The 12825-nt window shown below is 67.8% G+C and carries 11 protein-coding genes; 6 read left to right on the top strand and 5 right to left on the bottom strand.

Features of this window, described 5'->3' with window-relative positions; genetic code table 11:
- Nucleotides 1-85: 85 nt before the first annotated feature.
- Genes ACT6Y9_RS04095 through ACT6Y9_RS04080 form a run of 4 tightly spaced genes read right to left on the bottom strand, consistent with a single transcriptional unit; the run spans nt 86 to nt 4810 of the window.
- The gene (locus ACT6Y9_RS04095) at nt 86-1294 is read right to left on the bottom strand and encodes an ABC transporter permease (RefSeq protein ID WP_443743594.1); all 1209 of its coding nucleotides are present in this window, start codon (nt 1292-1294) and stop codon (nt 86-88) included.
- Complete coding sequence (locus tag ACT6Y9_RS04090; protein ID WP_443743593.1) at nt 1291-2028, bottom strand: ABC transporter ATP-binding protein; 738 nt, start codon at nt 2026-2028, stop codon at nt 1291-1293. Before ACT6Y9_RS04090 ends, ACT6Y9_RS04095 begins: the two co-directional genes overlap by 4 nt.
- Before the next feature lie 11 nt (nt 2029-2039).
- Nucleotides 2040-3362 carry an efflux RND transporter periplasmic adaptor subunit gene (locus ACT6Y9_RS04085; protein WP_443743592.1) on the bottom strand — a complete coding sequence of 441 codons (1323 nt, stop codon included), beginning with the start codon at nt 3360-3362 and terminating at the stop codon, nt 2040-2042.
- 23 nt (nt 3363-3385) lie between these two features.
- Entirely contained in the window at nt 3386-4810 is a 1425-nt protein-coding gene (locus tag ACT6Y9_RS04080) for an efflux transporter outer membrane subunit (RefSeq protein WP_443743591.1), read from the bottom strand.
- 228 nt (nt 4811-5038) lie between these two features.
- On the opposite strand from ACT6Y9_RS04080, the gene ACT6Y9_RS04075 reads away from it, so the two are divergent.
- The 6 genes from ACT6Y9_RS04075 (at nt 5039) to ACT6Y9_RS04050 (ending at nt 12150) form a co-directional block, all read left to right on the top strand.
- Nucleotides 5039-5746, top strand: coding sequence for a response regulator transcription factor (locus ACT6Y9_RS04075; RefSeq protein WP_295479774.1), 708 nt, complete (start codon nt 5039-5041; stop codon nt 5744-5746).
- Between the two features lie 156 nt (nt 5747-5902).
- Nucleotides 5903-7951, top strand: a complete 2049-nt coding sequence (fusA, locus tag ACT6Y9_RS04070; RefSeq protein ID WP_443743590.1) for an elongation factor G — start codon at nt 5903-5905, stop codon at nt 7949-7951.
- Between the two features lie 139 nt (nt 7952-8090).
- A complete protein-coding gene (locus tag ACT6Y9_RS04065; protein ID WP_295479770.1) occupies nt 8091-8315 on the top strand; it encodes an FmdB family zinc ribbon protein in 225 nt (74 codons plus the stop codon).
- 148 nt (nt 8316-8463) lie between these two features.
- The gene (locus ACT6Y9_RS04060; protein ID WP_443743589.1) at nt 8464-9150 is read left to right on the top strand and encodes a DUF502 domain-containing protein; all 687 of its coding nucleotides are present in this window, start codon (nt 8464-8466) and stop codon (nt 9148-9150) included.
- A 182-nt stretch (nt 9151-9332) separates the two neighbouring features.
- Entirely contained in the window at nt 9333-11138 is a 1806-nt protein-coding gene (gene aspS, locus ACT6Y9_RS04055) for an aspartate--tRNA ligase (protein WP_295479766.1), read from the top strand.
- Between the two features lie 142 nt (nt 11139-11280).
- Complete coding sequence (locus ACT6Y9_RS04050; RefSeq protein ID WP_443743588.1) at nt 11281-12150, top strand: DMT family transporter; 870 nt, start codon at nt 11281-11283, stop codon at nt 12148-12150.
- Here the strand turns inward: ACT6Y9_RS04050 and ACT6Y9_RS04045 are convergent.
- The coding region (locus tag ACT6Y9_RS04045) for a DUF7146 domain-containing protein (protein ID WP_443743587.1) at nt 12147-12825 on the bottom strand (679 nt) is incomplete at its 5' end. The genes ACT6Y9_RS04050 and ACT6Y9_RS04045 overlap by 4 nt on opposite strands.

The following is a 12825-nucleotide window of genomic DNA, read 5'->3' as shown; positions in this document are numbered from 1 at the left end:
CTCGAGCCGCCCCGCAGCAAAAGGCCCGGCGCTCCATCGGAGTTCCGGGCCTTTTGCGCATCTCGGGCGGGGTGCGTAGCCGGAGCTACTCGTGCCGCACCGCCTCGATCGGGTCGAGCCGCGCCGCGCGCCGCGCCGGGAAGAACCCGAAGACGATGCCCGTGAGGGCGGAGACGGAGAAGGCGAGGAGGTTGATGCCCGGGTCAACCGCAAAGGGCACGTTCATCCAGGCGCAGGCCCCCCAGGAGGCGACGAAGGCGAGCGCCATGCCGAGAAGCCCGCCCATGCAGCCGAGCATGAGCGCCTCGATGAGGAACTGCAGCAGCACCTCTCGCCCGAGCGCGCCGATGGCGAGGCGGATGCCGATTTCGCGCGTGCGCTCGGTCACCGACACGAGCATGATGTTCATGATGCCGATGCCGCCCACGAGGAGGCTCACGCCCGCCACGGCCGCGAGGAGCGTCGTCATGATGCCCGTCGTGCTCGCCACCTTGGCGGCGATTTCGGCCGTGTCCATGATCTGGAAGTTGTCGTCGTCGCCCGCCGAGAGGGAGCGGCGCTCGCGCATGAGCTCCTTGATCGCGTCCTTGAGGCGATCGCGGTCCGAGTCCGCGTTCATCAGGATGAGGAGCGCGGAGACCTTGTTCTTGCCGATGAGGCGGCGCTGAACCGTCTTGATCGGCATCACCACGACGTCGTCCTGGTCGCCGCCCATCGCGGCCGACCCCTTGGTCTTGAGAAGCCCAATCACGCGGCACGAAAAACTCCCCGTGCGGATCTGCTCGCCCACGACGCCCGCGGTGCGCCCGAAGAGTTCGTTCGCAATGGTCGAGCCGATCACGCAGACGGCCGAACCCGCCCGCTCCTCGACCGGCTCGAAGTTCCGGCCGTCCGCGATCGTGCGGTTGTCGATCGTGAAGTAGCTCGAGGTCGTCCCGGTGATGCTCGACTGCCAGTTGCGGCCGTTCGCCACGAGCGTGACGCTCTTGGAGACCTGCGGCGCCACGGCGACGACGCCGGCGAGCTGCGTGAGGATCGCTTCGGCATCCCCCTCCTTGAAGTCCGGCGCGCCGATCTTCTGCCCGGGCCCGAGGCGCATGCCCGGGCGCAACATGATCTGGTTGTTGCCGAAGGACTCGATCTCGGCCTTGATCGCCGAGCTCGCGCCGTTGCCGATCGTCACCATCGTGATCACCGCGGCGACGCCGATCACGACGCCGAGCACGGTGAGAAGGCTGCGCATCGGGTTGCGCCAGATCTGCCTGAGCGCGAGAAGCAGTGCGTTGCCGATCACTTCGACCTCCCTTCGTCATGTGCGGCGGGCCCCCGGCCGGGGAGCCCCCGGTCGTCGCGCACGAGCGCGCCGTCCTTGAAGACCACGTGGCGCTTGGCGTAGAGGGCCATGTCGGGCTCGTGGGTGACGAGCGCGACGGTGATGCCCTCGGATTCATTGAGATCGCTGAGAAGCTTCATGATCTCGACGCTGCGCGCGCTGTCAAGGCTCCCCGTCGGTTCGTCCGCGAGCAGGAGCTTCGGCTTGATCACGATCGCGCGGGCGATGGCGACGCGCTGCTGCTGGCCGCCGGAAAGCTCCGCGGGCGTGTGGTGCTCCCAGTCGAGGAGCCCCACGCGCTCAAGGGCGGCGCGGGCGAGCTCGCGGCGCTCCGCGCGCTTCAGGCCCCGGTAGAGGAGCGGCAGCTCGACGTTTTCGAGCGCCGTCGTCCGCGGCAACAGGTTGAAGCCCTGGAAGACGAAGCCGATGTAGCGGCGGCGCAGGAGCGCGCGCTCGTCGTTCGTGAGCCCCTCGACGTGCACCCCTTCGAAGAGGTATTCGCCCCAGGACGGACGGTCGAGCGCGCCGATGATGTTCATCGCGGTGGACTTGCCCGAACCCGACGGTCCCATGATCGCGACGAATTCGCCCTGTCGGATCGTGAGGTCGATGTGGTGGAGCGCGACGAAGGCCGCCTCGCCTTCGCCGTAGCGCTTGCCGATCCCGCGGAATTCAATGAGCGGGGAGTCTGTCATGTCGCCTCCGCTCAGGACTTCGCGCGCTGCTGATCAACGATCACGGCGTCGGACTCGGAGATTTCGCCCGAAACGATCTCCGTGTGCGCGCCGTCGGTGAGGCCCGTCGTCACGGTGACGGGTACGGCCTCGCCGCCGCGGAGTACGTAGAGCGTGCGCATGCGCTGCGCATGCTGCGCGCCCGACTCCTCCTTGGCGGTCTTGCCCGAGCCGCCGCGGCCGCCCCGCGGGGGGCTGGACATGAAGGCCGAACGCATGCCCGATCCCGCGGAGGCCTCCTCCGCGCCCGCGTTCTTGTTGGGCACGAAGCGCAGGGCCGAATTCGGCACGAGGAGCACCTGGTCCTTGTGCGCGGTCGAGATCGTCGCCGACGCGGTCATGCCGGGCCGGAGCTGCAGCTCGGGGTTCTTCACGTCGAGATAGGTCGTGTAGGTGACGACGTTCTCGGTCGTGGTCGAGCCGAAGGCGACCTTCGTCAGGGTCGCGGGGAACTTCTTGTCCGGATAGGCGCTCACCGTGAAGAAGGCCTTCTGACCGGCCTGGACGCTGCCGATGTCGGCTTCGTCCACGTTCACCTGGAGTTCGAGCTCGGAGAGGTCGGTCGCAAGCGACAGCAGTTCGACCGCCTGCAGGCTCGCGGCGACGGCGTAGCCCGGTTCGACGGAGCGCGCGAGCACGACGCCGTCGATCGGCGACTTGATCATCGCCTTCGAGAGGTCGGTCTCGGTCTGCGAGAGCGAGGCCTCGGCGTCGGCGATGTTCGCCTTGGCCACTTCGAGGGCGGCGCGCGCCGTGGCGACCGCGGCCTCCTGGGCGTCGAGGTCCGTGCGCGAGGGCATCTTGCCGCCCGAGAGCTTGTTGAGTTCCTTGAGGCGCCGGTCCTTCACCTCGGCCTCGTTCAGAGTCGCGCGGTTCTGCGCGAGCTGCGCCTTCGCGCTCGCGAGGGACGCGCGGGCGCTCGCCACCTTGGACTCGAGGTTGCGCGTGTCGAGCTCGATCAGGACGTCGCCCGTCGAGATCGAGTCGTTCACGTCCACGTTCACCTTGCGCACGATCCCGGAGAGCTCCGAGCCGAGCGTGACCGTGCGGGTGGGCTTGAGGGTGCCGTCGGCCGACACGGTGACGCTGATCGGGCCGCGCACGACCCGTTCGGTGACGTAGTTCACCTTCTGCGTGCCCGCGGCGCTCTTCTGCCACCACCAGGCCCCGCCCGCGGCGAGCGCGAGCACCACCACGACGGGCACGGCGCGCACGTACCAGGGCCGGCGCTTCTCGCCCAAAAGCTTCTCGACCGCCGCGGGAGCGTTGCGGGCGTCGTTCTTCTCTTCAGTCATTTCTCTTCCTTTCCGTCCCGTTCTCAACGGTCTTCATTCGTGTCGCTGCCGGGCGCCCGCCGGGCGTCCTCCACGGCCCATGCGCCGCCCAGGGCCCGGTAGAGGGTGACGTAGGCCTTGGCGCGGTCGGCGCGGTTGGTGAGCTCCGTCTCTTCGGCCGAGAGGAGCGAGCGCTGCGTGGAGAGCAGCATCGTGTAGTCGCCGATGCCCGCCTCGTACTCCTGGCGCGAGAGCATCTCGGCCGTGCGGGCGTGCTCGACGGCGCGCTCGAGATCCGTGCGGCGCCGTTCAGTGTTGGCGATCGAGGCGAGCGCGTTGTCGGTCTCCTCGAGCGCCGAGAGGAGGGTCGAGCGGTAGGCCGCAACCGTGCGGTCGAGCTCGGCCGCGGCGCTCTCCTCACCCGCGATGAGCGCCCCCCAGTTGAGGATCGGCGCGGAGAGCGCCGCGGAGAGTCCCGCGACGCCCGTGCCGGCGGCGCCGAGCGCGCTCACGACCGCGGCGGTCGTACCGATGTTCCCCGAAAGCGAAAGCGTCGGGAAGAAGCTGCTCTTCGCACTCCTCAGGCTCTCCACGGCCGCCTCGACCGTGCGGCGCGCCGCGCGGACGTCGGGCCGGTGGGCGAGGGTCTCGGCGGGAATCACCGCGGCCGCGCTGTCGGGCGGCACGGGCACGCGGCCCGTCGCCTCGAGGCCGAGCTCGGCGACCGGGGTCGCCGTCAGCCGCATGAGGGCGTTGCGGTACTGCAGGATCCCGCCCTCCAGGGTCGGGATGCGCGCGCGGGCCGAAGCGAGCTGCACCTGCGCGTCCTCGGCCTCCGAGGCCGCCCCGGTGCCCGCTTCAAACTGCCAGCGCGAGGTGTCCGCGGTCTCCATGTAGTTGGAGAGCGACTTCTTGACGATCTCGAGCTGCGCCTCGGCGGCGCGCAGGTTCACGTACGCCTCGGCGACCGCGGCGGCGGTCGCCGCGCGCACGTCTTCGAGCGTGTAGTAGGAGGCGAGCGCCTTGAGCTCGGCGGCGTCGGCCTCCCAGAACTCCGCGCCGGCGAGGTTGAGCGAGAGCGAGCCCGAACCTTCGAGCGAATAGGAGCTTCTCGTCGAGCCGTTCGAGCGGATGCGACCCGCGTCGACCCCCGCCTTCGCGCTCGGCCAGAGCGCGGCGTCCGCCGCCGTCACCGAGGCGCGCGCCGCACGCAGGTTGGCCGCGGCGGTCTCGACGTCCGGATTGGCCGCGAGCGCCTTCTCGATGAGGCGCGGGAGGACCGGATCGGCCCAACGCTCCCAGAAGTTCTCCCAGGAGAGGACGGACCCCGCGGGGAGCGACGAGCGCTGCCAGGTCTCGGGCGCCGTCTGCGCGGTCATCCGCTCGAGGTCCGGCGCCTGCACCGCACAGCCGGCGAGCGCGAGGGAGAGCGCGGCGGCTACGGGCGCCGTCCGCAGTTTCTTATGCATCTGATGTATCTCCAGCAAAGGGGATTTCTTTCCGGACATTCTCAAAAAACACCCTTGGGAAACACTGAGTTCGTCACGGGCGCCGCGTTAACTTTTCTCCGGAAAATGTGAGAAATGGTTTCTGCCCCTTGCAGTGGCCGGCGGGCGTAGGTTTCAACCCGGTTCGATCTGAAATTAAAAAATTGTTGTTAAGATTACCGGGAATCTTGTTCTGCATCAGTAGACTAAATGTTTAAGACTCCGCGCCGCATCCTCATCATCGACGACGACGTCGATCTCGTCACGCTCCTCGTCGACTACCTCACGCTCGAAGGATTCCAGACCACGCCCGCGCACAGCGGACCCGAGGGACTCGAGCAGGCCGCCCGCGGCAACTTCGACCTCATCGTGCTCGACGTGATGATGCCCGGCATGAACGGCGTCGAAGTCCTCAAAGAGCTGCGCAAGAAGTCCGAGATTCCGGTCCTGATGCTCACCGCCAAGGGTGATCCCGTGGACCGCATCGTCGGCCTTGAGCTCGGCGCGGACGACTACGTGCAGAAACCCTGCCCGCCGCGCGAGCTCGTCGCGCGCATCAACGCGATCCTGCGCCGCACCTCCTCCTCGCGCGCCGTCGCCTCGCCGATCACCGTTGGCCCGGTCACCGTCAATCCGACGCAGCGCTCCGTCACGACCGACAACGCCGCGATCGAGCTCACGAGCACCGAGTTCTCGCTCTTCGAGCTCCTCGCGCGCAACGTGGGGAAGCCCGTTTCAAAGGAGGAGATCTACCCGAAGGTGCTCGGCCGTCCGATGGGCCCCTACGACCGCGCGATCGACGTGCACGTCTCCTCGATCCGCCACAAGCTCATTGCCGTGATCGGCAAGCAGCTTGCGATTGAAAGCATCCGCGGTGTCGGCTATCAGCTTGTGGTGCGCCCCGGCGCGCCCGTCTGAGCGGAGCGGAACCTTCAAGTATTGCACGAAAACGGCCCTCCGGCCGTTTTTTGTTTTTGTCGAGCATTCGCAATCAAGACTTACCCGGAGTACCCTCCCCATCCGGACGCGGGGGGCGCACAATGGTCTGAATCCACTCCTTAAGAAGGATCAGCCATGAGCAACTACTCCACCGAGAATCTGCGCACTCTGGCCCTCGTCGGCCACGGCTCCTGCGGCAAGACGTCCCTCATCGAGGCGATGCTCTACCGCTCCGGCATGATCCCCGAACTCGGCAGCGTCGAGCGCGGCAACACGATGTGCGACAACGACGCGCTCGAAAAGGAGGTGGGCCACTCGATCCGCCTCGCGGTGGCGCACGTCGACACGGCGATGACGGACCTCACGCCGGTGCGCATCCACATTCTCGACACCCCGGGCTACCCCGACTACCTCGGTCAGGACCTCTCGGCGCTCGACGCCGTGAAGACCGTCTGCGCCGTGATCGACCCGACGCGCGGCCCCGAGCTCCTCACGCGCCGCATGATGGCCGCGGCCGAAGAGCGCGGCCTGTGCCGCATGATCGTCATCAACAAGTTCGACCTCCCCGACGCCAACCTTGAGAAGTGCCTCGAGGAGCTGCGCGAGACCTGGGGTCCGGGCGTGCTGCCGATCAACCTCCCGACGCGCAACCGCACCCACGTGATCGACTGCTTCGACCGCGAAGACGGCGACAGTGACATCATGACCGTCGAGGAGGTGCACCGCGCCTTCATCGAGCGCGTGGTCGAGGAGGACGACGAGATGCTCGAGCGCTACCTCGAGGAGGGCAGCGTCGATCCGCGTCTGCTGCACCCGCTCGTCACGAAGGCGCTCCGCGAAGGGCACGTGATCCCCGTGTGCTTCACCTCGGCGAAGAACCTGATCGGCATCCGCGACTTCATGAAGGTGATCATCCGCCACCTCCCGCACCCGGGCGAGGCGAACGACGCGCTCTTCCAGAAGGCCGACGGATCGCCCTTCCGCACCTACCCCGACAAAAACATGCCCGTGGTCGCGCAGGTCTTCAAGATCGTGAACGACCCGTACGTGGGCAAGATCGGCATCTTCCGCGTCCATCAGGGCACGATCCGCAAGGACTCCGTGATCTACGTGGACGACAGCAAAAAGGCGATCAAGGCCCCGCGCCCGCTCATTCTGCAGGGCAAGAACACCCAGGAGACGGACTTCCTCAGCCCGGGCGACATCGGCGCGCTCGCCAAGATCGACGAGCTGCACTACGGCTCGGTGATCCACGGCGACCCGACCGACGCGGGCGTGCGGATGCGTCCGATCAACTTCCCCAAGCCCATGTACGGCCTCGCGATCCGGCCGAAGCGCCGCGGCGACGAGTCGCGTATGAACGAGGTGCTCGCGAAGATGCAGGACGAAGATCCGACGATGGCGGTCGAGCACGACACGGTGCTCAACGAGACCGTGATCCGCGGCCTCACCGACATGCACGTGCGCTCGATCCTCAACCGCATGCGCGCGAACTTCAAGCTTGAGGTTGAGACGGCGGCGCCCTCGATCCCGTACCGCGAAACGATCTCCGCGCCCGCCGAAGGCCACGCGCGCCACAAGAAGCAGACGGGCGGCGCGGGCCAGTTCGGCGAGGTGTACCTCAAGGTCGAGCCGCTGCCGCGCGGCGCGGGCTTCGAGTTCGTGGACCAGGTGAAGGGCGGCGTTATTCCGTACAACCTCATCCCGGCCGTCGAGAAGGGCGTGCGCGAAGTGCTCGCGCGCGGCTACGTCGCGGGCTACCCGATCGAAGACGTGAAGGTCATCGTCTACGACGGCAAGAGCCATCCCGTGGACTCGAAGGAAGTGGCCTTCGTCGCCGCGGGCCGCAAGGCCTTCCTCGACGCGCTCGCCAAGGCCGCGCCCCAGGTGCTCGAGCCGATCGTCACCGTCGAGGTGACCGCGCCCGAGGCGTACATGGGCGACATTGCGGGCGACCTCGCCGGCCGCCGCGGCCAGGTGACCAACACCGAGGCGCTCCCGGGCGGCGACATGGAGGTGACCGCCCTCGTGCCGCTCGCCGAGCTCGAGGACTACGCGACGCGCCTGCACGCGCTCACGCAGGGCACGGGCGCGTGGAGCATGGAGCTCGCGAGCTACCAGCCCGTGCCGGCCGCGCGCCAGGCCGAGCTCGCCTCGCACTACAAGCGCGACGAAGAGGACTGACGCGTCCTCCACGCGGGCCCCGCACGGAGCCCCGCACCACACCGGACCGGCGTCCGGCCCCCATCGGCCGGCGCCGGTTTTCTATAATTCGCCCGCCAACAAAACCCTATTGCGCCCCTTTCACGAGGGGCCTCTGATCATGCCGATTTACGAGTACAAGTGCACATCCTGCGGCTTCGAAAAGGAGTACCTGCAGAAGATGAGCGACAAGCCCCTGACGAAATGTCCCAAGTGCGGCAAGGAAACCTTCCGCAAGGAGCTCTCCGCCCCCGGGTTCGAACTCAAGGGCACGGGCTGGGCGGCCACGGACTTCAGCGGCGGCCCGAAGGCCGTGCCGGCGGCCCACCGCCACACGGATAAGTAGCCCTCCCCTCAGCGGGAGCGCTCCTCCGTGCCTCCGCGGCCCCGTCGGGGAGCCGCGCAAACCCAAAGGCCGTGCTGCGGGAACCGCCCGCCGCGCGGCCTTCTTTCTTCTCAGGCTCACAGGCGCCCCCTCGGACGCCGCAGCGAACATGCTCAAGAAGTACTTTTCCGCAGGGCTTCTCCTCTGGGTCCCGCTCGCCATCACCCTCTGGGTGCTCGAAACCATCATCCGCTGGTCGGACTCGGTCGTGCAGCTCCTGCCGCCCGACCTGCGCCCCGACGCGTGGCTCGGCATGAGCATCCCGGGCATCGGCCTCGTCATCGCCGCCGCGCTCATCTTCGTGACGGGCATCCTCGTCGCGAACTTCATCGGCCAGTGGTTCGTCAAGCACTGGGAGCGGCTCCTCGAGAAGATCCCGGTGGTGCGTCCGATCTATTCGGGCGTGAAGCAGATCATGGAGACCGTCCTCTCGGACCGCACGCAGAGCTTCCGCGACGTCGTGCTCGTCGAATTCCCGCGCGCCGGGTGCTGGACCTACGGCTTCGTCGTGTCGACGCCCTCCGAGCGCACGCTTGCCGAACTCAAAGGCACGGACATGATGACGGTCTTCGTCCCGACGGCGCCCAACCCGACCTCGGGCTACGTGATGATGATCGAGAAGAAGGACGCGCGGCCGACCTCGACCACGGTCGAAGACGCGTTCAAGTTCCACGTCTCCCTGGGCGTCATGACCCCGACCTCCGCCCCTGACTTCGGTCCGGCGGACCGGGCCGGGAAGGCCGCGCGCCCGGCGGCCGCGGGGCAAACGTCCTCGGAGAAGGAGCGTTCGAGCTAAACTACAGCGACGGCATGTCCGGAAGAACCCTGACGGCGCCACCTGAGCGCCCTCGTCTCCGGACGCGCGCGAAGAATTTCAAGGTCGCCCGAGCCACCTGAAAGGGCCTCGGCCGCGCCTCATTTTTTCTTGTTTTTCTACCCTGCCGCTCCATCGCGGAGCCGGCAAATCTGGGAGTTTGTATGCGAACCGTGTACTCTGGCTTGGTCGACGAGTCCTTCATCGGCCAGACTGTGACCCTCTACGGTTGGGCCCATCGACGCCGCGACCACGGCGGCGTGATCTTCATCGACCTGCGCGACCGTGAAGGCCTCGTGCAGGTCGTCTGCGATCCGGATCGTCCGGAGGTGTTCGCCACCGCCGACCGCTGCCGCAACGAATACTGCCTCAAGGTGGTCGGCCTCGTGCGCGCCCGCCCGGAAGGCACGAAGAACGACTCCCTGATCTCCGGCGGCGTTGAGGTGCTCTGCCACGACCTCGAGATCCTCAACCCGTCCGCGACGCCCCCGTTCCACCTCGACGACGAGAACCTCTCCGAGACGACGCGCCTCACGTACCGCGTGCTCGACCTGCGCCGCCCGGTGATGCAGAAGAACGTCCGCACGCGCTACCGCGCCGCGATGGCCTTCCGCAAGTTCCTCGACGCCAACGGCTTCATCGACATCGAGACGCCGGCCCTCACGCGCTCCACGCCTGAAGGCGCCCGCGACTACCTCGTGCCCTCGCGCGTTCAGGATGGGTGCTTCTACGCCCTGCCGCAGTCCCCGCAGCTCTTCAAGCAGATGCTGATGGTCGCCGGCTTCGACCGCTACTACCAGATCGTCAAGTGCTTCCGCGACGAAGACCTCCGCGCCGACCGCCAGCCCGAGTTCACCCAGGTCGATATCGAGACCTCGTTCATGAACATGGACGAGATCCGCTCCCTGATGGAGAAGCTCGTCCGCACGGTCTTCAAGGAGGCGATCAACGTCGACCTCGTCGATCCGTTCCCCGTCATGCTCTACGACGACGCGATGGCGATGTACGGCTCGGACAAGCCCGACCTGCGCATCAGCCTGCGCCTGCATGAAGTGACCGACATCGTCGCGAACTCCGCCTTCAAGGTGTTCTCGGGCGTCAAGTCGCTCCACAACGGCAAGGTGGTCGCCATGTGCGTCCCGGGAGCCGCTTCGATGCCGCGCTCCGAGATCGACGCCTACACCGAGTTCGTCAAGATCTACGGCGCCAAGGGCCTCGCCTACATCAAGGTCAACGAGATCGCCCGCGGCCGCGAAGGTCTGCAGTCGCCGATCGTGAAGAACCTCTCCGACGACGAGCTCAACGGCATCCTCGCCCGCGTGGGCGCCAAGGACGGCGACGTCGTCTTCTTCGGCGCCGACAAGGCCAAGATCGTCTGGGACAGCCTCGGTGCGCTGCGCCTGAAGATCGGCCACTCCGAGTTCGGCCAGAAGAACGGCCTCTTCAAGGCCGGCTGGAAGCCCCTCTGGGTCATCAACTTCCCGATGTTCGAGTACTCCGAGGAAGACCAGCGCTGGGTCGCCTGCCACCATCCGTTCACCTGCCCGCTCGACGGCGACGAGGACAAGCTCCTCACGGATCCGGAGCACTGCTACGCCAAGGCCTACGACTGCGTGCTCAACGGCTGGGAGATCGGCGGCGGCTCGATCCGTATCCACCGCGAGGACGTTCAGGAGAAGGTCTTCGCCGCGCTCAAGATCGACCATGACGAAGCCCGCCGCAAGTTCGGCTTCCTGCTCGACGCCCTGCAGTTCGGTGCGCCTCCCCACGGCGGCCTCGCCTTCGGCCTCGACCGCATCGTCGCGATGATGGTGGACGCTCCGTCGATCCGCGACGTGATCGCCTTCCCGAAGACGCAGCGCGCTCAGTGCCTGCTCACGCAGGCCCCGTCGCCCGTGGACGAGAAGCAGCTCCGCGAGCTGCACATCAAGCTGCGCCGCGAGCCGAAGAAGGAGGAGACGGCGCAGTAACCCCGTCTGCACACGCTCTTCCCCGAGCGTCCTCCGAAGGGCTCTCGACGACGGAGCCCCTTCGGTGCGGACGCTCTTGAAAGCCCCGCCAGCCGCGGGGCTTTTGTTTATCCCTGAAAACCGCCCACCACCAGGGTCCGCCATGCAAAGCCTCTGGATGCTCGCCGCATCGCTTCTCTTCTCGCTGATGGCCGTCTGCACGAAGCTCGGCGCCGAACACTTCTCGACCTTCGAGCTCGTCTTCTACCGCTCGCTCTTCGGCCTCGCCGCCATCGCCCTCTGGGTGCTCCTCACGCGGCGCAGCCTGCGCACGAAGTTCTTCTTCTCGCACATGAAGCGGAGCTTCTTCGGCACGCTCGGCCTCACGATCTGGTTCTGGACGCTCGGCGTGCTGCCGCTCGGCACCTCGATGACGCTCAACTACACGAGCCCGCTCTACATGGCGCTCTTCGTTTCGATCCTCACGCTGCGCGCGGGCGGCCGGCCGAGCGCGGGGCTTCTCGCCGCCGTCGCGGCGGGCTTCGTCGGCGTTGTGCTCGCACTGCGCCCCGAAGTGCACGCGGGCGAGGAGACCGCGGCCTTGATCGGCCTCACATCGGGCTTCTTCTCCGCGCTCGCCTACATGCAGGTGAAGGGCCTCACGAAGCTCGGCGAGCCCGACTGGCGCATCGTCTTCTACTTCACGCTCTTCGGCACGACCTGCGGCCTCCTCGGACAGCTCGTCACCGCGGGCGGCCTCACCCCGATGCATGCGGAGAACCTCCCGGCGCTCCTCGGCATCGGCGTCACGGCCACCCTCGCGCAGCTCTGCCTCACGCGCGCCTGGGGCGCGGGCAACATGCTCCTCACGAGCGCACTGCAGTTCTCCGCGATCGTCTTCGCCGCTGTCCTCGGCTTCGTGGTCTTCGCCGAGCCGATCGCGCCCGCGACCGCCGCGGGCATCGCGATCATCATCTGCGCGGGCGTGAGCGCCACGGTGCTCACGAAGAGAAGCGGCGCGAAGCGCTCCTAAAAGGAAAGCCCGCCGCCCCGCATGAGCACGTCGTTCCAGTCCGTCCCGGCCTCGGCCGGGATGTGCACGCTCACCTCGAGCCCGGGGCGGCTTCGCTTCAGGCGCGCGGCGAGCTCGTAGGCGCCGGCCGCGCCGGCGTAGGAGCGATCGTTGTCGCCGCAGATGCGCACGACCTCGACGCACTCCGGCACGGTCTCAAAGCGCCGGAAGCCCGTGAGCGAAATCGCGCTCCAGGCGGGCAGCCCCGTCATCTCGTGCACCGAGAGCGCCGTTTCGATCCCTTCGGCAAGGCAGAGGATCGCCGTCGGCGGGAAGAGCCGCACGAGGCCGCCCTCGACGGCGCCGGGCGCGAGCTTCTTCGCGGCGGGCACCGGCGCCTTGGCGCCCTCGGGCGTGAGGAAGGTGCGGTGGAGCGTGATGAGGCCGCCTGCGGCGTCCGTCACCCGCGCGAGCATCGTCGGAAAGCGCCCGACGAGCCGGGGGCGCCCATCGCCCGCGGCGTCCCAGCAGGGAGCGAGCGCCTCGGCGCGCAGCATCGGGCTCGCGTCGCAGCCCCCGAGCCCCCGCGAAGCAAGGTAGCGCCGCACGGGCTCGGCCGCGGGGTCCGTGAGCGGCGCGGCGCGCTCCCAGGCCTCCTGGAGCTGCTGACGCCGCGCGGCGCGGCGCGCCTCCGGA

Origin of the sequence: Sutterella sp., assembly GCF_052272535.1 — a bacterium.
GTDB lineage: Bacteria > Pseudomonadota > Gammaproteobacteria > Burkholderiales > Burkholderiaceae_F > Sutterella.
The sequence above is the reverse complement of the archived record's forward strand: the minus strand, read 5'-3'. Positions and strand labels throughout refer to the sequence as shown.

What these genes read in the sequence shown, in the direction of transcription:
- ACT6Y9_RS04090 (WP_443743593.1), bottom strand. Translation starts at nt 2,028, where the DNA reads ATGACAGACTCCCCGCTCATTGAATTCCGCGGGATCGGCAAGCGCTAC.
- ACT6Y9_RS04085 (WP_443743592.1), bottom strand. Translation starts at nt 3,362, where the DNA reads ATGACTGAAGAGAAGAACGACGCCCGCAACGCTCCCGCGGCGGTCGAG.
- ACT6Y9_RS04080 (WP_443743591.1), bottom strand. Translation starts at nt 4,810, where the DNA reads ATGCATAAGAAACTGCGGACGGCGCCCGTAGCCGCCGCGCTCTCCCTC.
- ACT6Y9_RS04075 (WP_295479774.1), top strand. Translation starts at nt 5,039, where the DNA reads ATGTTTAAGACTCCGCGCCGCATCCTCATCATCGACGACGACGTCGAT.
- fusA (WP_443743590.1), top strand. Translation starts at nt 5,903, where the DNA reads ATGAGCAACTACTCCACCGAGAATCTGCGCACTCTGGCCCTCGTCGGC.
- ACT6Y9_RS04065 (WP_295479770.1), top strand. Translation starts at nt 8,091, where the DNA reads ATGCCGATTTACGAGTACAAGTGCACATCCTGCGGCTTCGAAAAGGAG.
- ACT6Y9_RS04060 (WP_443743589.1), top strand. Translation starts at nt 8,464, where the DNA reads ATGCTCAAGAAGTACTTTTCCGCAGGGCTTCTCCTCTGGGTCCCGCTC.
- aspS (WP_295479766.1), top strand. Translation starts at nt 9,333, where the DNA reads ATGCGAACCGTGTACTCTGGCTTGGTCGACGAGTCCTTCATCGGCCAG.
- ACT6Y9_RS04050 (WP_443743588.1), top strand. Translation starts at nt 11,281, where the DNA reads ATGCAAAGCCTCTGGATGCTCGCCGCATCGCTTCTCTTCTCGCTGATG.